General features: G+C 73.1%; 18 protein-coding genes. 7 read left to right on the top strand and 11 right to left on the bottom strand.

Going from position 1 to position 18,002, the window contains the following annotated elements:
• Positions 1-103: 103 nt before the first annotated feature.
• From ACTHMF_RS05775 to ACTHMF_RS05795, 5 genes are all read right to left on the bottom strand, one after another.
• Complete coding sequence (locus ACTHMF_RS05775) at positions 104-406, bottom strand: DUF5652 family protein (RefSeq protein WP_440316662.1); 303 nt, start codon at positions 404-406, stop codon at positions 104-106.
• A 58-nt stretch (positions 407-464) separates the two neighbouring features.
• Positions 465-1,109 carry a response regulator gene (locus tag ACTHMF_RS05780; protein WP_440316663.1) on the bottom strand — a complete coding sequence of 215 codons (645 nt, stop codon included), beginning with the start codon at positions 1,107-1,109 and terminating at the stop codon, positions 465-467.
• On the bottom strand, positions 1,106-2,716 hold the full coding sequence (locus ACTHMF_RS05785) for a GAF domain-containing protein (RefSeq protein ID WP_440316664.1): 1,611 nt from the start codon (positions 2,714-2,716) through the stop codon (positions 1,106-1,108). The genes ACTHMF_RS05780 and ACTHMF_RS05785 overlap by 4 nt, the downstream gene beginning before the upstream one ends.
• Before the next feature lie 159 nt (positions 2,717-2,875).
• Positions 2,876-3,775, bottom strand: coding sequence for a universal stress protein (locus ACTHMF_RS05790; protein ID WP_440316665.1), 900 nt, complete (start codon positions 3,773-3,775; stop codon positions 2,876-2,878).
• 16 nt (positions 3,776-3,791) lie between these two features.
• Positions 3,792-4,781 (bottom strand): zinc-binding alcohol dehydrogenase family protein, encoded by a 990-nt coding sequence (locus tag ACTHMF_RS05795; protein WP_440316666.1) that lies wholly within the window; start codon positions 4,779-4,781, stop codon positions 3,792-3,794.
• Positions 4,782-4,929: 148 nt separating this feature from the next.
• Between ACTHMF_RS05795 and ACTHMF_RS05800 the strand changes: the two genes are divergently transcribed.
• Genes ACTHMF_RS05800 through ACTHMF_RS05810 form a run of 3 tightly spaced genes read left to right on the top strand, consistent with a single transcriptional unit; the run spans position 4,930 to position 6,732 of the window.
• The gene (locus tag ACTHMF_RS05800; protein WP_440316667.1) at positions 4,930-5,856 is read left to right on the top strand and encodes a universal stress protein; all 927 of its coding nucleotides are present in this window, start codon (positions 4,930-4,932) and stop codon (positions 5,854-5,856) included.
• A complete protein-coding gene (locus tag ACTHMF_RS05805) occupies positions 5,843-6,262 on the top strand; it encodes a pyridoxamine 5'-phosphate oxidase family protein (RefSeq protein ID WP_314146294.1) in 420 nt (139 codons plus the stop codon). The genes ACTHMF_RS05800 and ACTHMF_RS05805 overlap by 14 nt, the downstream gene beginning before the upstream one ends.
• Before the next feature lie 23 nt (positions 6,263-6,285).
• Positions 6,286-6,732: a universal stress protein gene (locus tag ACTHMF_RS05810; RefSeq protein WP_314146293.1), complete on the top strand. Its 447-nt coding sequence runs from the start codon at positions 6,286-6,288 to the stop codon at positions 6,730-6,732.
• Positions 6,733-6,768: 36 nt separating this feature from the next.
• Here ACTHMF_RS05810 and ACTHMF_RS05815 read toward each other — a convergent pair whose 3' ends face one another.
• Positions 6,769-7,323 carry a flavodoxin family protein gene (locus ACTHMF_RS05815; RefSeq protein WP_440316668.1) on the bottom strand — a complete coding sequence of 185 codons (555 nt, stop codon included), beginning with the start codon at positions 7,321-7,323 and terminating at the stop codon, positions 6,769-6,771.
• A gap of 122 nt (positions 7,324-7,445) precedes the next feature.
• Here ACTHMF_RS05815 and ACTHMF_RS05820 point away from each other — a divergent pair, with 122 nt between their 5' ends.
• Entirely contained in the window at positions 7,446-8,363 is a 918-nt protein-coding gene (locus tag ACTHMF_RS05820; RefSeq protein ID WP_440316669.1) for a universal stress protein, read from the top strand.
• Positions 8,360-10,993: a magnesium-translocating P-type ATPase gene (gene mgtA, locus ACTHMF_RS05825; protein ID WP_440316670.1), complete on the top strand. Its 2,634-nt coding sequence runs from the start codon at positions 8,360-8,362 to the stop codon at positions 10,991-10,993. Before ACTHMF_RS05820 ends, mgtA begins: the two co-directional genes overlap by 4 nt.
• On the opposite strand, the gene ACTHMF_RS05830 is transcribed toward mgtA, so the two are convergent.
• From ACTHMF_RS05830 to ACTHMF_RS05840, 3 genes are read right to left on the bottom strand one after another with little or no spacing between them, the layout of a single operon-like run.
• Positions 10,965-12,359, bottom strand: coding sequence for an MBL fold metallo-hydrolase RNA specificity domain-containing protein (locus ACTHMF_RS05830; RefSeq protein ID WP_440316671.1), 1,395 nt, complete (start codon positions 12,357-12,359; stop codon positions 10,965-10,967). The genes mgtA and ACTHMF_RS05830 overlap by 29 nt on opposite strands.
• Positions 12,356-12,778: a hypothetical protein gene (locus ACTHMF_RS05835; protein ID WP_440316672.1), complete on the bottom strand. Its 423-nt coding sequence runs from the start codon at positions 12,776-12,778 to the stop codon at positions 12,356-12,358. The genes ACTHMF_RS05830 and ACTHMF_RS05835 overlap by 4 nt, the downstream gene beginning before the upstream one ends.
• Positions 12,775-13,947 carry a hypothetical protein gene (locus ACTHMF_RS05840; RefSeq protein ID WP_440316673.1) on the bottom strand — a complete coding sequence of 391 codons (1,173 nt, stop codon included), beginning with the start codon at positions 13,945-13,947 and terminating at the stop codon, positions 12,775-12,777. The genes ACTHMF_RS05835 and ACTHMF_RS05840 overlap by 4 nt, the downstream gene beginning before the upstream one ends.
• A 180-nt stretch (positions 13,948-14,127) precedes the next feature.
• Here ACTHMF_RS05840 and ACTHMF_RS05845 point away from each other — a divergent pair, with 180 nt between their 5' ends.
• The gene (locus ACTHMF_RS05845) at positions 14,128-14,604 is read left to right on the top strand and encodes a universal stress protein (RefSeq protein ID WP_314146286.1); all 477 of its coding nucleotides are present in this window, start codon (positions 14,128-14,130) and stop codon (positions 14,602-14,604) included.
• Between the two features lie 31 nt (positions 14,605-14,635).
• Here the strand turns inward: ACTHMF_RS05845 and ACTHMF_RS05850 are convergent, their stop codons facing one another.
• Positions 14,636-15,961, bottom strand: coding sequence for a hypothetical protein (locus ACTHMF_RS05850; RefSeq protein ID WP_440316674.1), 1,326 nt, complete (start codon positions 15,959-15,961; stop codon positions 14,636-14,638).
• Positions 15,962-16,091: 130 nt separating this feature from the next.
• Here ACTHMF_RS05850 and ACTHMF_RS05855 point away from each other — a divergent pair, with 130 nt between their 5' ends.
• Complete coding sequence (locus ACTHMF_RS05855) at positions 16,092-16,541, top strand: Hsp20/alpha crystallin family protein (RefSeq protein ID WP_314146284.1); 450 nt, start codon at positions 16,092-16,094, stop codon at positions 16,539-16,541.
• 196 nt (positions 16,542-16,737) lie between these two features.
• Here the strand turns inward: ACTHMF_RS05855 and ACTHMF_RS05860 are convergent, their stop codons facing one another.
• Positions 16,738-17,832 carry a fatty acid desaturase family protein gene (locus ACTHMF_RS05860; RefSeq protein WP_440316675.1) on the bottom strand — a complete coding sequence of 365 codons (1,095 nt, stop codon included), beginning with the start codon at positions 17,830-17,832 and terminating at the stop codon, positions 16,738-16,740.
• Positions 17,833-18,002: the final 170 nt, after the last annotated feature.

Consider the following 18,002-nt stretch of genomic DNA (forward strand, 5'->3'; position numbering starts at 1 on the left):
CGCGAGCTGACCCTGCTCTCCGACTTCCTGCTGGATGTCACCACGACACCGGCGACGTGCGTCGCCTACCTCGCGCGCCAGACGCTGCCGGTCTAGCTCCGGCTCACGTTTCCTGGTCGTGCCCGCGCTGCTCCGGCTCGCCCGTGAGCTCCAGGATCGCGAGCTCCTCCAGCTCGTCCCGGCGCCGGCGCCGGTCGACGCCGAACAGGTAGACGGCGTCGAGCGCGCCGCGGGTGTTGGTGAGCAGCAGCGTGACGAACCACGGCTTGCTGCCGTTCCTGGCGGCGCGCCAGAGCGACGCGCCCTTCCAGGCGAGGCTCCAGGCGACGACGGCCACGACGATGGCGCGGCCGGACGGTGCGATGTCGTGCATCCCCATCCGGGATGCTGCGGTGTGATCTCTCATCCCTCCATTGGGCGCCGGATGGAGGCTCCGCGGCAAGGGCCGATCGTCCCGTGCCTGCTCAGCCGCGTCCGCGGTGCTCGAGGTGCAGGACGGCCGCCTGCGTCCTCCGCTGGAGGCCGAGCTTGGCCAGCAGCGAGCTGACGTAGTTCTTCACCGTCTTCTCGGCGAGGCCGAGGTTCTCCGCGATCTGCCGGTTCGTGCGGCCGTCGGCGATCAGCGCGAGCACCTGGCGCTCGCGCAGGCCGAGCGAGGCGAACCGCGGGTCGTCCGCCGGCTCGCGCATCGTGGCGGTGACCCGCTCCGCGATGCGCGGGTCGATCAGCCGTGCCCCGCGGAACGCCGAGCGGATGTCGTCCAGGAGGGTGCTCGCGCGGATGTCTTTCACGACGTAGCCGTCCGCACCGGCGATGACCGCGCTGCGCAGAGCGTCCTCGTCGTCGTACGCGGTGAGCATCAGGCAGCGGATGCCGGGGTCGGCCTGTTTCACGGCACGGCAGACGTCGATCCCGCTGCCGTCGGGGAGGCGCACGTCGAGCACGGCGACAACGGGCCGGACGGCCAGGATGCGTGCCCTGGCCCGCGCTGCGGTCTCCGCTTCCCCCACCACCTCCATGTCCTCCTGCCCGTCGACCAGCGCGGCGATCCCGCGGCGGACGATCTCGTGGTCGTCGGCGAGGAAGACCCGGATCGGCGCGGCGGTCATCGCGTGCTCCCCGGTTCCGGTGCAGCAGCAGCGCCGGTCGGCAGCGCCAGGCGCAGCCGGGTGCCGCGCGTGGACGACTCGACCTCGAGCACTCCGGCCCGGCGTTCGGCCCGCTCGCGAAGGTTCCGGAGGCCGCTGCGTCGTGTGCTCGCGCCCATGCCGTCGCCGTCGTCGCGCACCTCGACGGTCACCAGGTCGGCCGACGCGGCCACGTCCACGTTCGCGGTCCCGGCGTGCGCGTGCCGGATCACGTTGGTCAGGCCCTCCCGGACGAACGCGGCGATGTCGTCCGCGAGCTCCGGGTCGGACACGACGTCGACGGGTCCGGTGAACGAGACGGTCGCCGGGGCCGGGAGCGCTCCGCCGACCTCCTGGACGATGTCGAGCAGCCGGTGCCGGAGGCTCCCCGTCGCGCCCTGCTGCCGGGACAGTGCGAAGATCGCGGTGCGGATCTGCGCGATGGAGTCGTCCAGCGAGGCGACGGTCGCATCGACGCGCTCCGCCAGCGCCCCCGGGCCCAGTGCGGACTGGATGCTCTGCAGTTCCAGCCCGGCTCCGAACAGCTGCTGGATGACGTGGTCGTGCAGATCGCGGGCGATGCGTGCCCGGTCCTCCAGCAGCACGACGCGCTCCCGGTCGGCCCGGGCGGCGGCGAGCTCGATGGCGAGGGCGGCCTGCCGCGAGAAGGCGACCGTGCGTTCCAGCTCGAATGCGGAGAACGGCCGGTCGCCGCGCCGCCGCAGGGCGACCAGCACCTCCGGTTCGCCGCTTCCGCCGTCGAACGGGACCACGAGGGCCGGGCCGGAGTCGCCGTCGGCAGGGACGCCGGTCAGCTCCTCGAGCCGGGTCGGCTGGAAGCCCTCGACGGCACTGCGCACCCGGTCGTCGTCGATCGCGATCTCGTCCGGCTCCGGCTCCGTCCCGCTCCTGCCCAGAACCCGGAAGCGGCTGGCATGCTCGCCGCCTCGCACCACGAACGCGGCCGAGGCATTGACGAGCGCGGCCACCCTGGTCGCGATCTCTTCGTGCGCTCGCGGGCCGTCGCTGCCGAGGATGCTGGCGGTCAGCTCGGCCGCGGCGGCGCTCCAGGCCTGGCGGGCGACCGTCTCCGCGTACAGCCGGGCGTTGTCGATGGCGAAGCCGGCGTTCGCCGCCAGCGCCTTGACGAGCTGCTCATCGTCCTCGGTGAAGCCCCTCGCCGCGGGGTCGGTGAGGTAGAGGTTGCCGTAGACGGCATCGCGCACGGTGATCGGCACCCCCAGGAAGGCGGTCATCGGCGGGTGCCCGTCCGGGAAGCCGGAGGAGCGGGGGTCGCCGGCGATGGAGTCGATCCGGATCGGCCGCGGGTCGTCGATGAGCGCGCCGAGCAGTCCGTGCCCCTCCGGAAGGTGCCCGATCCGTTCGACGTCGCCGTCCGCCATCCCCACGTGGATGAACTGTTCCAGGCCCCCGCCTTCGGCGATGACGCCGAGGGCGCCGTAGCGCGCACCGACCAGGTCGACGGCTGCCTGGACGATCGTCCGCAGGACGACGGGCAGCTCCAGGTGCGAGACGACTGCCCGGTTCGCCCGAACCAGCGAACGCAACCGCCCCTGGGTGTCGAGCACCCGCCTGGCCTGCTCGACAAGCTGGCCGAGCGCGTCGTCCAGCTCGGCGCGCGGGGCGTCGGGGAACGTGATCGGCTCGTCATCGGGAATGGCGGGCCTCCTCTCGGCAGGGGCAGCGACCGCAACGGCGGCGGTGGAGCGCTCTCAGAGCGCTCGCCGTCACGCGCCGAGTGTAACTCGTGCGCGGGCGGCCGGCACCACCGTTCCGTCGCCGACGACGATCGTGGGGGCGGCGAGGTCGAGGATGAGCCCGTGCGAGACCGAGCCCAGCCAGGTGCGCTTCCAGCCGGTCAGCCCCCTGCTGCCGACGACGAGCATCGCGGCGTGCTCGGACTCGAGCCGCAGCCCGGAGATCGGGTTCTGCCGCAGCAGCACGCTGTGCACGGCGAGACCGGGATGGGCGTCGCGCACCGTGCGCTCGTGGTCGTCGAGCATTTCCCTGCGCTCGCTCTCCTGGGAGGTGACGAACTCGTCGTCCGGGACCACCAACGGCTGCTCCGCCAAGGGAGCGACCCAGCAGTGCACGATCGTCAGGGACGCGCCGAGCTTCTCGGCCTCCGCTGCGGCGAACGCGAGCGCCCGTCGGCCGGTCTCCGACCCGTCGACGCCGACGACCACCCCCTGCCGCTCGGCCGCCGCTTCGTCCTCCTCGACGGGGACGACGGCCACCGCGCCGGCGGCGGCCGTTGCCAGCCGCGATCCCAGGGACCAGCCGTAGCGCACCCGCGGGCCGATCCGGTGCCGGGTGCCGACCACCAGCAGGGTCTCGCCGTCGGCCCGCGCCGTCAGCAGTTCGAGCGGGTCGCCGACAAGCAGCTCAGCGGAGACCACCGCGCCGGGATCCGAGCCGTCGAGCTCGCCCGTGCGCGCGTCGAGCCGATCCTGCTCCTGGGAGCGGGCCCGATCGAGTGCTGCGCTGTCGCCCAGGTAGAGCGCGTACTCGACGACGTCGACGATCGCGATCGCCGCGCCCGATGCCCGGAACCGGCGCAGCGCCCACGCGAGCGCCGCCTCCGCTGCCTCGGAGCCGTTCCAGCAGACCACCGTTCGTGCGGGCATCGCCCGTCCCTTCTCCTCAGGCGACGCGCAGCACCAGCGAGCCGCTGGTCCTGCCCTGTCGCAGGTCGTCGATCGCGCCGGCCAGCCCGTCGAACGGCACGGCCGTCACGGTGGGGCGCAGCTGCAGGTTGGCGGCGAGCGCGAGGAAGCGCGCGCCGTCCTCCCTGGTGTTGGCGGTCACGGTGCGCAGGTCGCGTTCGCGGAACAGCGACTCCGTGTAGCCGAGCGACGGAATGTCGGACATCTCGATGCCGGCGAGTACGACGGTCCCTCCGCCTGCGGTGGCGCGGAGGGCGACCGGGACGAGCCCGCCCGCCGGAGCGAAGACGATCGCGGCGTCCAGCGGCTCGGGCGGCGCTTCCTGCTCGCCGCCGACGAAGGCGAGACCGAGTTCGCGGGCGAGCGCCCGGTTGCGCTCGCCGCGGGTCATCGCGAACACCCGCGCTCCTCCGGCCATGGCGAGTTGGGCGGTCACGTGCGCGCTCGAGCCGAACCCGTAGATCCCGAGGGTGCCGCCCGGCGGCAGCTGTGCGCGGGTCAGAGCGCGGTAGCCGATGATGCCGGCGCAGAGCAGGGGCGCGGTCTCGAGAGCATCCGCGCCGGCTGCGATCGGATAGACATAGGCGGCGGGAGCCGCCAGCACCTCGGCGAAGCCGCCGTCCGCATCCCAGCCGGTGTACTCGGAGCGCTCGCACAGGTTCTCCGCGCCCCTGCGGCAGTAGGCGCAGGCGCCGCAGGTGCGGCGGAGCCATGCGACGCCGACGCGGTCGCCCGGCGCCACGGTGTCGACCGCGGAGCCGATCGCCGTGACGGTGCCGACCACCTGGTGACCGGGAGTGACCGTTGGCCGGTGCGGGGGGATCTCCTGGTCGATCACGTGCAGGTCGGTGCGGCAGATACCGCACACCTCCACTCCGATCAGCACCTCGTCGGCCGCGGGTTCCGGCGCCGGCCGGGTGGTCAGCAGGAGGCCGCCGACCGTGCCTGTCGTCCGCCACGCCTTCATCGCTCGACCTCCGCGTCCCGATCGTCCGGTTCCGTTCCGATCGAGTCAAACGCCCGCGGCCGCCCGCGGGCGGGCCGAAGGTCCCGTGGGACCAATGGCCCCCTCGCGTCCCGCGCCGGCCGTCAGACTGCTGGCGGAGGTGTCGTCCATGGAGATCCGCAGGTACGTCGTCGGAGTGGATGGTTCGGTCCCGTCCCGTGCTGCGATCCGCTGGGCCGTCGCCAGGGCCCGGGGCGGCGACATCGGCGTGACTCTCGTCCATGTCGCCGACGACGAATGGGGCTCGGTGGGCACACTGCTCATCGACGAGGTCGACCAGGACGCCAGGGCGCGACTGGACGACGACCTCGGCTACGCCCGGTCCCTGGCACCGGAGGTCGGCATCGACGGTGTCGTCCGGTCGGGAAGCCCGATGGCGGAGCTGGCATCCTTCAGCGACGCCGAGACGATGATCGTGGTCGGAACCCACAAGACCGGCTTCCACTACGGCCGGGCGTTCGGCTCCCGCAGCCTCCAGCTGGCCAATCTCGCCGTCGGTCCGGTCGCCGTCATCCCCGAGGTCGCGTCGCGGATGCGGAAGGGTGTCGTCGTCGGCGTCGACGACACCGCCGCGGGCGGCGTCGCGGTCGACCTGGCCGCCGATCTGGCCTGCGACCACCACTGCGAGCTGACCGCCGTGCGATCGACGGAGTCGCGCGTGCTGGGCGGCGCGGACGGCGGCGAGCCCGCCGAGCTGCAATCGCGCCGCGAGGACGAGGCGCGCGGGATCCTCGCGGCGGCCGTCGCGCGGGCGAGGGGCAGGCAGCGCGACATCGTGATCCGCAGCCGCGTCGTGCGCCGGCCGGCGGGCGCCGCGCTCAACGAGCTCGCCCGCAGCGCCGAGGTGCTGGTGATCGGCGACTCGCGCCGGGCGACGGCGCAGCTCGGGAGCCTTGGCGCCGTCGCTTACGACGTGCTGCTCAACCTCTCGTCGCCGACGATCGTCGTGCACGCACCTGCCGCGGAGGCCGGCAGTGACCCTGGAGCGGCGGCGGAGGAGTCGCCGGCGGAAGGAGAGACCTATGTCATCGGATGACCCGGTCCGCGTTCTGGACCGTGACGAGTGCCGCGAGATCCTGAAAGGCGCGACCGTCGGCCGGCTCGCGACAGCCGTGGGCGGCGAGCCGGACATCTATCCGGTCAACTTCTATTCGGACGGCGCGAGCATCCTGATCCGGACGGCGCCGGGCACCAAGCTGCTGGAGCTCACCGTGCACGACACGGTCGCGTTCGAGACGGACGGCTGGACCGACGACGAGGCCTGGAGCGTCGTCGCGCACGGCCGCGCCCGCCAGCTCGACCACCAGGCGGAGATCGACGAGGCGGACGCGCTGCCGCTGGTTCCGTGGATCCCGACTCTGAAGTACCGTTACGTGCACATCGACATCGACCGGATGACCGGGAGGCGGTTCCGCCGCGAGGCCGAGCCGGAGCGCTGGTGAACGGCAGGGAAGGCAGGGCGAGCATGACCGACACCCCGGAGACCGACGACCGCATCCACCCCGGCGGCCGCATCGTCGTCGGCATCGACGGATCGGCGGAGTCGCTCGCCGCGCTGCGCCGCGGCGCGCGGATGGCGGAGCGGCTCGGCTGCAGCCTGGTCGGCGTCACGGTGTGGGAGTTCCCGCCCTCGTGGCCGGGCTACGCGATGGGTGGCTGGGACCCCGAGCGGGACGCGCACGCGATCGCGCGGGAAGCGGCCCACGAGGTCTTCGGCGAGCAGGCGCCGAGCTGGTACTCGTCGGTCGTGCGCTCCGGTTCCGCGGCCCGGCAGCTGATCGCCGAGGCCGAAGACGCCGAGATGCTCATCGTCGGCAGCCGCGGCCTCGGCGGCTTCACCGGTCTGCTGCTCGGCTCGGTGTCCCGCTCCGTCGTCGAGCACGCCGACTGCCCGGTGCTCGTGATCCACTGAGGACGCCGAGGGCTGCTGCAGCAGGGTCCTCGTGCCTCAGCCGGCCGCGCCGGTGCGCAGCGCCGCCGCGATCTCCCGGCCCCAGGCCGTGGCGTCGTCCAGCTGACCGGGGAGCAGCACACTGGCCTTGTCGACCAGGAAGCTGTGCGTGGCGAGCAGCCGGTGTGCGCCGAGCCGGCGCAGGCGCTTGTCGATGCCCTTCGCCGCGGAGCCTGTGAACAGCTCCGGCATGTCGGCGCGGGTGTCGAACGCGGCGAAGCGTGCCGGTGGCTCGCCGCAGGTCTCCAGCCACTCCCGGACGCCGATGCCCTCCGCCTCCGGCTCGAGGGTGAGGGAGCGCCCGGGGTCGTCTCCCCAGGCCGCCGCCTCGGCCCGGCTGGCCGGCCGGCTGAGCCCGTGCGCGTGCGTCGGCGCTCCGACCAGCAGGAGGTCGACGTCCTGCATGCTCTCCGGAGCGTCCGAGACCCGCAGCACCGTCACAGCGGCGCCGTCGCGCAGCCCGTCCGCGATGGCCTCGGCCACCCTGCGGGTGTTCCCGAACATGGATTCGTAGACGATTGCCGCGCGCGCGGCGGGTGCGGTGTCGCTCATGGCGCCACCCTGCCCGCCGCCGCAGCCGGCGGGCAGGGTCGAAGGTCACACGGGACTTTCGACCCGCGCCCGGGACCGCCGAGCGGCCAGGATGAAGGCAGTTCGAGCGGCTGGAGGAGACGATGACGGGCGCCATCCTGGTCGGTGTCGACGGCGAGCCGGAGCACCGCTCCGCGCTCACCTGGGCGGTAGAGCGCGCGATGCGCGACGGAACCGACCTGGAGCTGGTGTACGTCATCGAACGGTCCTGGGGGGACCGGCTCGACGAGCCGATGGACGACCTGGTGCGTGCGGCCGAGGGGGTGCTGGCGGCGGAACAGGAGGCAGCGGCGCGCATCGCCGGGCGCGTGTCGTCCACTGCCGGCGCGACGGCGCGGGGTTCCGGCATCGGAGACCGGCCACCGCAGATCACGACCGGCTACCGGTATGGGCACGTCGGCGCCGAGCTGACGGAGGCGTCGCGCGGGGCGGGCTTGCTCGTCCTCGGGAGCAGGGTCGGTTCCGAGCGCGAACGCGAGCGGCGCTTCTCCGGCTCCCTGCAGGTGCGCACCGCGGCCGCCGCGGCCTGCTCCGTCGCCGTCGTCCCGCACGGCTGGGAGCGCGGGGGAACGGCGGCCGCGGGCGTCGTCGTCGGGGTCGACGGCCAGGCGCCGTCCGAGGCGGCCGTGGCGTTCGCGGCAGACGAAGCGGACGCGCTGGGGGAGCCGCTCCGGATCGTCTGCGTCGGGTACGCCGCCAACCCGTTGCTCGCCGGCCTCGTGCCGGAGGTGTCCCTGGGCGACCGCAGGCAGCGCATCGTGGCCGAGGCGGCGGAGTCCGCCCGCGCTGCGCACCCGTCGATCGCCGTCAGCGCGGACGTCGTCGAGGCCTCACCGGCGCGGGGCTTGGTCGCGGCGGCGGAAGGCCGCAGAATGCTCGTCGTGGGCACACACGACCGCCGCAGCGCCGAGCGCCTCATGCTCGGCTCCGTCGCACACGACGTCCTGCTGAACGTGCGCGTCCCCGTCGTGGTCGCGCGCGAGCACCGCGGGTCCGCGTGAGCGCGGCCGCGACCGCCGTCGGCGCGCCGGCGCCCAGCCCGGTCCAGGCGGCCGCCTGCCAGGATCCGGAGGCGGTCCTCGCCGCCGTCCGCGGGTCCGAGACAGGCCTGGACGATGCGGAGGCGGCCGAGCGGCTGGCGACGGTCGGGCCGAACGCGGTGCGAGGCCATCGCGCCCACCCCTGGCGGGTGCTCGCCCGCCAGGTGCGCAGCCCCATCCTGATCCTGCTGTTCGCGACCGCGGTGATCTCCGCGTTCGTCGGCCAGGCGACGGAGGCGGTCATCATCGCGGTGATCCTCGCCGTGAGCGTCGGGCTGGGATTCGTCAACGAGTTCCGCGCCGAGCGCGCGGCGGACGCGCTGCACGATCGGCTCCGGCACACGGTGGTCGTCGTCCGTGCCGGTGTGCGGCGCAGCGTCGACGTGACCGAACTGGTGCCAGGCGACCTCGTGGTGCTCACCGTCGGGACGGTCGTGCCGGCCGACCTGCGACTGCTGGAGGTCTCCGGTCTGGAGTGCGACGAGAGCATCGTCACCGGCGAGGCGCGCGCGGCGGCGAAGGCCGTCGCGCCGGTCCCGGCCGGCTCCGGGGTCGGCGACCTCGCCTCGTGCGCGCTGATGGGCACGGTGGTGCACGCGGGCGGCGGCGTCGGGGTCGTCGTCGCCACGGGGGCCGGGACCGAGTTCGGCCGGATCGCGGTCGGGCTGGCGGCACAGGAGCCCCAGACCGAGTTCCAGCGCGGGCTCGGCCGATTCTCGACGTTCCTGCTGCTGGTGGCGCTCATCCTCACGACGCTGATCTTCGTCGCGGCCCTGCTTCTGGGCAGGCCGCTGATCGAGTCGCTGCTGTTCTCGCTCGCGATCGCCGTGGGCATCACACCGCAGCTGCTTCCCGCCGTCGTCAGCACCAGCCTCGCCGCCGGCTCGCGCGCGCTCGCCAGACGCCGCGTGCTGGTGAAGCGGATGGTCTGCATCGAGGACCTCGGCGACCTCGACCTCCTCGTGACAGACAAGACCGGGACGCTGACCACGGGCAGGATCGTGTTCGACCGTCCCGTGCCGCTGGACGGCGTCGATGCCGGCGAGGTGCTGCTCCTTGGCCTGCTGGCCACCGATGTCGACCCCGCGGCCCCGCAGACCGTCGGTCTGAATGCGCTCGACGCGGCGCTCTGGGCGAGCGCGGGCGCGGCGGACGCCCCCGTGTCCGCGTATCGGCGGCTCGACGCCGTGCCGTTCGACCACGAGCGCAGGATGGCGGGCGCTCTCGTCGCCGCCACCGGCTCCGCCCCGATCGTGGTCGTCAAGGGCGCACCCGAGTCCGTGCTGCCGCTGTGCACCGATGCGGATCCGTCCGCTCAGGCAACGCTGGACACACTGTACGCACAGGGCGCGCGCGTCATCGCCATCGCCACCCGCCCGGCGGCCGGCCTGGCCGCCCTCACGCCGTCCGACGAGACGGGGCTCACGCTGCGCGGCTACCTCGCCTTCGTCGACGGCGTGAAACCGGACGCGCAGGCATCGCTGCGGCGGCTGGCCGACCTCGGCGTCGCCGTGAAGATCGCCACCGGCGACAGTGCGGTGGTCGCGGAGCGGGTATGCGCGCAGCTCGGGATGCCGGCGGACGGCACCCTGACCGGGGATCGCGTCGACGCGCTGGACGACGAGCAGCTCGCGGAGGCCGCACGCGCGGCGACCGTGTTCGCCCGCGTCTCCCCCGAGCAGAAGGCGCGCATCGTCCGCGCGCTCCGCCAGAAGGGCCGCGCCGTCGGCTTCATGGGCGACGGCGTCAACGACGCCCTCGCGCTGCACCGTGCCGACATCGGCATCTCGGTCGACTCCGCCGTCGATGTCGCGAAGGACGCTGCCGACGTGCTCCTGCTCGACAAGGATCTGGAAGTGCTCGCCGACGGCGTGACGGAGGGGCGCCGGATCTTCGCGAACACGATCAAGTACGTCCTGATGGGCACCTCCAGCAACTTCGGCAACATGTTCAGCGCGTCCATCGCGTCGGTGATCCTGCCGTTCCTGCCGATGCTCCCCGGCCAGATCCTGCTGAACAACCTGCTGTACGACTCCAGCCAGCTGGCCATCCCCTCCGATCACGTCGACGCCGAGCAGCTGCGGGCGCCGTCGCACTGGGACATCGGCGCGATCCGCCGGTTCATGCTGCTGTTCGGGCCGATCAGCTCGCTGTTCGATTTCGCGACGTTCGGTCTGATGCTGGTGGTGTTCCAGGCCGCCGCGCCCGAGTTCCGGTCCGGCTGGTTCATCGAGTCGATCGCGACGCAGACGCTCATCGTCTTCGCCGTCCGCACCCGCCGCGTCCCGTTCCTGCGCAGCAGGGCGTCGCTGCCGCTGACCGTCTCGGTCCTCGCGGTGGTCGCCGTCGGCGCGTGGCTGCCGTACTCGCCGGTGTCCGGGCTGCTGGGGTTCACCCCGCTGCCCGCCGCGTTCTTCCTCGCGCTGGTCGCGCTGGTCGTCCTCTACCTGGTCCTCGTCGAGACCGCCAAGGTCTGGTATTACGCCCGGCTCAGCGCGCCGAGGGCGCCCGTGGTCCGCCGCCGCGCGTACCCGCACCGGGTGGCGCGGCGCGCGGCGCGGTTCACCGCCCGGTCGCCGCGGGCGAGCTGACGGCCGACGGCAGGGCGACCGTCTCGTCGTATTCCGGGACCCTGGCTTCCCAGCCCAGGGTGCGCCGGATCCGGGTCCGCAGCGCGTCGGCCGCGTGCGGTTCCCCGTGCGTCAGGTAGACCGCTCGCGGCGGCGTCGGCGCCGTGCGCAGCCAGTCGATGATCTGGGCAGCGTCCGCGTGCGCGGAGAGCATGTCGAGAGTGTGCACGCGGGCGCGGATGGGGACGTCGCGCCCGTAGATCCGCAGGCTCCGCTCGCCGCGCTGGAGCGCATCCCCGCGGGTGCCGCCGGCCTGGAACCCGGTGAGCACGATCGCGTTGTGCGGATCGCCGCCGTACGCGGTGATGTGGTGCAGCACGCGTCCGCCCTCCAGCATCCCGCTGGCGGAGATGATGACCGCCGGTCCGCCGCGCAGGTTGAGCAGTTTCGAGTCGTCGACGGTGCGCACCAGCGTCGCGAGCCGGTACATCGCCTCGAACTCGGCGGCTGCGATGCGGTGCTCGTCGGGATGGCGCGCGTAGATCTCCGCGGCGTTGACGGCCATCGGGCTGTTCAGGAAGACGGGCACATCGGGGATCTCGTGCCGGGCGCGCAGCCGGCTCAGGTGCAGCAGCAGCGTCTCCGCGCGGCCGACGGCGAAGGCGGGGAGCAGGACGACGCCGCCGTGCCGGCACACGTCGCGGATGATCGTCCCGAGCCGCGCCTCCGCGTCCGTCTCCGGGTGGCTCCGGTCGCCGTACGTCGACTCGCAGACCAGCACGTCCGTCTCCTCCAGCGGCCGTGGCGGCCGCATCAACGCGTCGTCCGGCCGCCCCAGGTCGCCGGTGAAGTGCAGCCGCGTCCCGTCTGTCCGCAGCTGCACCTGCGCGGCGCCGAGGATGTGCCCGGCGGGCACGAACCGCGCGGTCATCCCGGCGATCGACAGCTCCTCGTCGAAGGGATGCGGCTGGAACCGCTCCAGCGCGGCGTGCGCGTCCCGCTCCGTGTAGAGCGGAAGCGGAGGGGAGTGCCGGGAGGCGTGGTGCCGGTCGGCGAACGCGGCCTGCTCCTCCAGCAGGCGCCCGCTGTCCGGCAGGATCAGCGAGCTGAGCTCCGCCGTGCCCTCCGTGGCGTGGATGCGACCGCGGAACCCGTCGCGGACCAGTGCCGGCAGATAGCCGGTGTGGTCGAGGTGGGCGTGGGTGACGACCACCGCGTCGATGCTCGCCGGGTCGACGGGGAACGGCCGCCGGTTGCGCTCGCGCAGCAGCTTGTAGCCCTGGAAGAGACCGCAGTCGACGAGGACGCGGCGGCCGCCGGATTCGACGAGGTTGCGGGACCCGGTGACGGTGTCCGTCGCCCCCAGGAAGCGCAGCGTCGCGCTCACGGGGCCACGACCCGCCCCCGGCGGAACAGTCCCAGCCCCAGCAGCACGAACCCGAGCTCGGCCAGTCCGGCGGCGAAGTAGACGGCCTGCAGGACGCTGAACGGGATGAACATCATCTGGACGAAGATCCAGATCAGCAGCCCGAACGCGGCGACAGCGGTCGCGGCGGGGCCGCCGCGCGAGCCGCGGCCGACGAGCAGCGCGGCGAGCAGGTGGGTGCCGCCGACGACGACGGCGAGCACGAGCCCGGGGATGATGTACGACGTGAACGGGCTCCCGCCGAGATAGGCGGCGTCTGGCACCGCACCCCCGGATGTCGCTGTGGCCGCCCCGATGATCAGGGCGATGGCCCCGGCGATCGCCGTGATGCCGATGAACGTGGCGAGCACGGCCAGGACGATGCGGATCCAGCGCGTCATGGCTCCTCCGATCCTCGGCTCCGAGCCTCGCCGTCGGCCGCCGCCGTCGCCAGGGCCGAAGGGCCCGCCACCCTGTCGCCGACGACCGGAGCCGCGTTCGGCGGCTCGGCGCGCGTGCGCCAGGGCGCGTTCGCGTGCAGCGCCAGCAGCTCGGCGCCCAGGCCGAAGAACACCATCGCCAGCCAGACCGGGATGTTGAGCAGCGGGATCTGCAAACCGACGATCAAGACCAGGCCGCCGACGAAGGTGAGCAGCACCGGATGGTGCGCACCGCGCAGCATCAGCCGACCGAGGTAGTGGGCGCCGACGAGGAATGTCGCGAGGGTCAGCACGACCCACACCAGGAGCCCGGCGAGCGCGAGCGGCGCGCCGACCACCGTCACGAGCAGGACGAGCAGCCCGACCGGGACGACGATCGCGGCGACGAAGCCGACGAGGAGCGCGCGCCAGGGGGACGGCAGCAGCCGGTCGGTGACCCCGTGGAGCACGCGCGGGATCAGCAGCCCGGCGGCGACGGTGATCAGGCTGAGGCCGACGAGCGCGTAGAGCAGACCGAGGAACCAGCCGAGCGCGGCCGCCCACGGCGCGAATGCAGCCGGAGCAGGCCGCTGCGGCTCGATGTGCCGCACCGTGCCGTCCACCGCGCCCGCGGAGATCTGCGCCGCGCGTTCTCCGGAGTAGGTCACGTCGCCGCCGACCGTGCCGTCGATCCGCAGCGCGTTCGTGCTGACGACGAGGTCCCGGCCGACGGTGCCGTCGACGCGGATCGCGCTCGCCGTCGCCACTACGTCCTCGCCGATCGCGCCCCGGCCGTCGACGACCAGGTTCCCGGCGAAGACCGTCCCGCTGCGGGCGACGTCTCCCGTGATCGTGACGTCCTGCCCGGCGAGTCGGATGTTCCCGTCGACCCGGCCGCTGATGGTGATGGTCTGCGCGGCGGCGATGACGTCGCCGGTGACATCGCCGCTGATGGTCAGGTTCTGCGCCGCGGCGTACACGTCTCCCGTCACCTGGTCGGCGACATCGACCGCGACCCCGCTGTAGAAGTGCGGGCCGCTACCGCCTGCCTGCGCGCGCGCCGAGCCGGCGGCGCCTCCGGCGCCGAGCACGACGAAGCCGGCGATCGCGGCCGCGGCCGCGACCCGGAGCATGTGAGAGCGGATGTTCATCGCGGGATCCCCCTGACCTCGAGACGGCCGCCGGGAGGCGGGCGTCGTTCCGACGGGACCAGGATCCGCGCGCGCTCTCGCCGGCACTAGGGTCGTTGGTCCCGCTCGCACTCCGGGACCTTGTGCCTTGCGCGGGGGCGCGCCCGCACGGAAGAGTCGGCGGCGGAGGAGGGAACCGACATGGAACGTTCCAGGATGGTGTCGCCGCCGATCGTCTGCGGGGTGGACGGCTCGGAGGCGTCCCGCCGCGCGCTGCACGAGGCTGCCCGGCTCGCCGACGCCCTGCAGGCGCGGCTCGTGGTGGTGACGGCCTGGCAGCCGTCGACGACGATGTACGACGCCTACTTCCCCGATCCCGAGCGCGCGCCGAAGGTGGTCGCGGCGGGCGTCCTCGACGACGCCCTCCGCGCCGAGTTCGGCGACGTCCGCCCGGAATGGGTCACCGCACGCGCCGAGTCCGGCCACGCGGGCAAGGTCCTCGTCGAGGCTTCGCGCGACGCGGATCTCCTGGTCGTCGGCAGCAGGGGCCTGAGCGAGCTGGCGTCCCCGTTCCTCGGCTCGGTGAGCCTGTACTGCACGACGCAGGCCTCCTGCCCGGTGCTGGTGGTGCGTCCGGAGAAGAAGCCGGGCGCGCACGCGGAGACGAGCGACGCGTGAGCGCGCACCGCCCGGTCCGCGTGCGGTGCGCTCACCTCCCGCAGCCCGCCGGCTTCCAGAGCACGGCGTGGTTGTCCTCGTTCGGGTCGGACGCGTAGCCCGCGACCGTGTTGTCCGGCGCGATCGCTGTCCCGATCCCGTCCTCGTCGCCTCCCGCGAACACCCCGAGCCTGGTCAGCGCGCCGGACGGCGACCACCGGGCGGCCACGGGGAGCACCGCGTCTGTGGGCTGGACATAACCGGCCATGTAGCCGCGTTCGTTGATGTCGACGACCGTGGATCCGGCGCCCAGCGTCGCCAGCGGGATGATGCGACCGAAGCTGTCCCACATCACCGCGACCAGGGGACCGCCCGGGGTCGAGTTCGATGCGCCGATGACGGTGCCGCGCCCGTTGACGGCGGACGCAGTGCTGCGGTCGCCGCCCGGGAGCGTCCCGAGGCTGTGGACATGGCCTCGGCTGTCCCAGCGGACGGCACGCGTCTCCTCGCCTGCGAAGCTCGCCGTACCGACCGCGGTGCCGGAGTCGTTGACGCCGGTGGCGACGCTGCTGGTGGCCCCGACAGGCGCGTCGAGCACCTGCAGGCGGCCGGTCGTGCTCCAACGCACCGCGACCCCCGGTGAGCGCGCCGCCCCGACGACGGAGGCGCCGACGACCACGCCAGCGGCGTTGAGGGCGTTGGCGACGCTCCCGGCCGTCCCCGGGAGATCGGGGAGAACGGTCAGCCTCCCGAACGCGTTCCAGCGCAGAGCGTACCTGTGCGCCGGCGCGTCCGCCCGCCCGATGACGATCGCGGTCGGGCCGACCCGGCTCGCGGTGCTCGAGGTGGTGTCCGGGGGAACGGCCAGCTGGTGGATGCGGCCGAGTGGGTCCCAGACGACGGCGCGCGTCGCCGAGACGCCATCGCCGGTGCCGGCGTTCGAGTCGCCGGCGACGAAGCCGAGCGCATCGATGGACCTCGCCGTGCTCGCGTTGCCTCCGGGAAGCGTCCCCAGGTCGGTCGCCCGGCCGCCCGGGCTCCAGCGTGCGGCCCGGAAGTACCGTGGCTCGAACGCGGCGGTGGAGACGCCGACGCTCACGTCGAACAGGTTGATGTCGTACGCCTCGCTCATCGTGCCGCCGGGCAGCACGCCGAGATCGAACGGGGGGCAGGTGCCGGTGGTCGCGGTCGCTCGTGGCGCCTCCGCCGCGCTCGCGGGAGCCGCGCTCGCGGGAGCGGCGCCGCGCGCCGCGGTCGCGCAGGCGGCTGCCGCGAGCCCGGCGATGAGAGCCGCCGGAACCCGTCTCCTCCGGCCAGGGCCGGTGCTCGGGATGGTGGTCCTCTGTTCCGCGGTTCGCGGTGCGTCGTTGCTGTTCATGGCCGCCATGCTGCGCGCGCGGGCGCCCGACGGGCGGGCCGAAGGTCCTGCCGCGCACCCGCGCGGGACCTTCGGCCCACCCCCTGGCCGTGTGCCGCCGTACCGTTTCCGCGTCGAGAACGATCATCCGATGAGAGAGGACACCGTCATGGCACGCAATCTGGTCCGCTTCGACCCGTTCGCCGAGCTCAGCCGGCTGCAGCGGGAGTTCTTCGAGGACGGGGTGTACGGCCTGCGTCAGGCGAAGCTGCCGACAACCGATATCTACACCAAGGACGACAAGGAACTGATCGTGGAGGTCCACCTCCCCGACTTCGACGAGAGCGACATCTCCGTCGACATCGACGAGGGCGCCCTGGTCATCCAGGCGGAGAAGCACGAGAAAGAGGAGGACAAGGGCAAGAAGTACGTCGTCCGCGAGTCCAGCCAGAGCTTCTACCGGCGCATCGCCCTGCCGCAGCAGAGCGACCAGGGCAAGATCGCCGCCCGGTTCGACAAGGGCGTGCTGAGGGTCGAGGTGCCGTTCGCGGCGCTGCCGGCGCCGACCAAGGTGCCCATCTCCGCCGGCCCGGCGAGCTGACGGGCGCCGGGTCCGGTATCGGCAAGGCGACCGCCCTCCGCCTGGTGGCCGAGGGCGGAGAGCGATGCGGGCTGGTCGGTGATCTGAACGGGGGATGACCGGAGTCGACCACCGGTCACGCGTGGCCGCGGCGCCAGGGGGGGAGCGTCGTGGCCACGCCTCTCGTCGGTCTGCTCAGCCACGCGCCGGTCTGAGCTCAGGCGCGGCGGAAGCGGGCGGCCGGCGGGCAGTCGAACGGGTCGCGTGCGGCCAGCCCGACCCGGTTCAGGTAGCGGATGACGATCCGGTACGAGTTGACGAGGCCGGTCTCGGTGTAGGGGATGTCGTGGGCGGCGCAGTGCGCGCGCACCAGTTCGCGGGCGCGGCGCAGGTGCGGCCGGGGCATGCTGGGGAACAGGTGGTGCTCGATCTGGTGGTTGAGCCCGCCCATGAGCACGCTCATCGTCCAGCCGCCGCGGATGTTACGGGAGGTCAGCACCTGCTTGTTCAGGAAGTCGACCCGGGAGCCGGCAGGCAGCAGCGGCATCCCCTTGTGATTGGGCGCGAACGAGGCTCCCATGTAGACGCCGAAGACGGCGAGCTGCACGCCGAGGAACGCGAAGGCCATGCCGACGGGCAGCATCAGGAACACGATCGACACGAACAGCGAGAGCCGCAGCCCGATGGCGACGAGCTCCGAGGCGCGGCGTTCGACCGGCCCGCGGGCGAACAGCGACCGGATGGAGGTGACGTGCAGATTCACCCCTTCCAGCAGCAGGAGCGGGAAGAACAGGTAGCCCTGCCGTCGGGTGATCGCGGCGAGCAGGCCGCGCTGCCGCGCGGCGTCCTCGACCGTGAACGAGATCGTGTCGAACGCGATGTCGGGGTCTTTGCCCTCGGTGTTCGGGTTGGCATGGTGGCGGGTGTGCTTCGTCATCCACCAGTGGTAGCTCATGCCCACCAGCCAGGTCGCGATGAGCCGCCCGGCGCGATCGTTGACGGGGCCGGAGGCGAACACCTGGCGGTGCGAAGCCTCGTGGCCGAGGAAGGCGAACTGCGTGAAGATCAGGCCGAGCGCCGCGGCGATGAGCAGCTGGAACCAGGAATCGCCCAGCAGCACGAATCCGGCGGCCGCGCCGAGGAGCCCAGCGGTCAGCGCGGCGAACATCATGACGTAGAAGCCGCGACGCCGTTCGAGGAGGCCCTCGCCTCGCACGCGTCCGAGAAGCTCGTTGTACGTGCTCGTGACCGGAACGCGGCTCTCCGAGCGAGGGCGGGTCCGCAGGACGGGGCCGAGTGTGGATGCGGTCATGCTTCCTCCGCTGGTGCGACGACTTCCCAGCCGAGGATGTGGGCGGATCGCCCGAGATGCTGCAAGCGTAAGCGTGCTTGCTGAGTGTTCGTCGGTGCGGAGGGGAGGGAACGGTGCCCCGGCGGGGGGCCCGGGCCCCCGGGCGACGGCCGGGCGGCTTTTGGCGGCCG

The sequence above is a fragment of the Leifsonia sp. genome, assembly GCF_051955155.1.
GTDB lineage: Bacteria > Actinomycetota > Actinomycetes > Actinomycetales > Microbacteriaceae > Leifsonia.

What these genes read in the sequence shown, in the direction of transcription:
- ACTHMF_RS05810 (WP_314146293.1), top strand. Translation starts at nt 6,286, where the DNA reads ATGACCGACACCCCGGAGACCGACGACCGCATCCACCCCGGCGGCCGC.
- ACTHMF_RS05850 (WP_440316674.1), bottom strand. Translation starts at nt 15,961, where the DNA reads ATGAACAGCAACGACGCACCGCGAACCGCGGAACAGAGGACCACCATC.
- ACTHMF_RS05820 (WP_440316669.1), top strand. Translation starts at nt 7,446, where the DNA reads ATGACGGGCGCCATCCTGGTCGGTGTCGACGGCGAGCCGGAGCACCGC.
- ACTHMF_RS05795 (WP_440316666.1), bottom strand. Translation starts at nt 4,781, where the DNA reads ATGAAGGCGTGGCGGACGACAGGCACGGTCGGCGGCCTCCTGCTGACC.
- ACTHMF_RS05775 (WP_440316662.1), bottom strand. Translation starts at nt 406, where the DNA reads ATGAGAGATCACACCGCAGCATCCCGGATGGGGATGCACGACATCGCA.
- ACTHMF_RS05790 (WP_440316665.1), bottom strand. Translation starts at nt 3,775, where the DNA reads ATGCCCGCACGAACGGTGGTCTGCTGGAACGGCTCCGAGGCAGCGGAG.
- ACTHMF_RS05835 (WP_440316672.1), bottom strand. Translation starts at nt 12,778, where the DNA reads ATGACGCGCTGGATCCGCATCGTCCTGGCCGTGCTCGCCACGTTCATC.
- ACTHMF_RS05855 (WP_314146284.1), top strand. Translation starts at nt 16,092, where the DNA reads ATGAGAGAGGACACCGTCATGGCACGCAATCTGGTCCGCTTCGACCCG.
- ACTHMF_RS05815 (WP_440316668.1), bottom strand. Translation starts at nt 7,323, where the DNA reads ATGAGCGACACCGCACCCGCCGCGCGCGCGGCAATCGTCTACGAATCC.
- ACTHMF_RS05845 (WP_314146286.1), top strand. Translation starts at nt 14,128, where the DNA reads ATGGAACGTTCCAGGATGGTGTCGCCGCCGATCGTCTGCGGGGTGGAC.
- ACTHMF_RS05800 (WP_440316667.1), top strand. Translation starts at nt 4,930, where the DNA reads ATGGAGATCCGCAGGTACGTCGTCGGAGTGGATGGTTCGGTCCCGTCC.
- ACTHMF_RS05860 (WP_440316675.1), bottom strand. Translation starts at nt 17,832, where the DNA reads ATGACCGCATCCACACTCGGCCCCGTCCTGCGGACCCGCCCTCGCTCG.
- ACTHMF_RS05805 (WP_314146294.1), top strand. Translation starts at nt 5,843, where the DNA reads ATGTCATCGGATGACCCGGTCCGCGTTCTGGACCGTGACGAGTGCCGC.
- ACTHMF_RS05840 (WP_440316673.1), bottom strand. Translation starts at nt 13,947, where the DNA reads ATGAACATCCGCTCTCACATGCTCCGGGTCGCGGCCGCGGCCGCGATC.
- ACTHMF_RS05780 (WP_440316663.1), bottom strand. Translation starts at nt 1,109, where the DNA reads ATGACCGCCGCGCCGATCCGGGTCTTCCTCGCCGACGACCACGAGATC.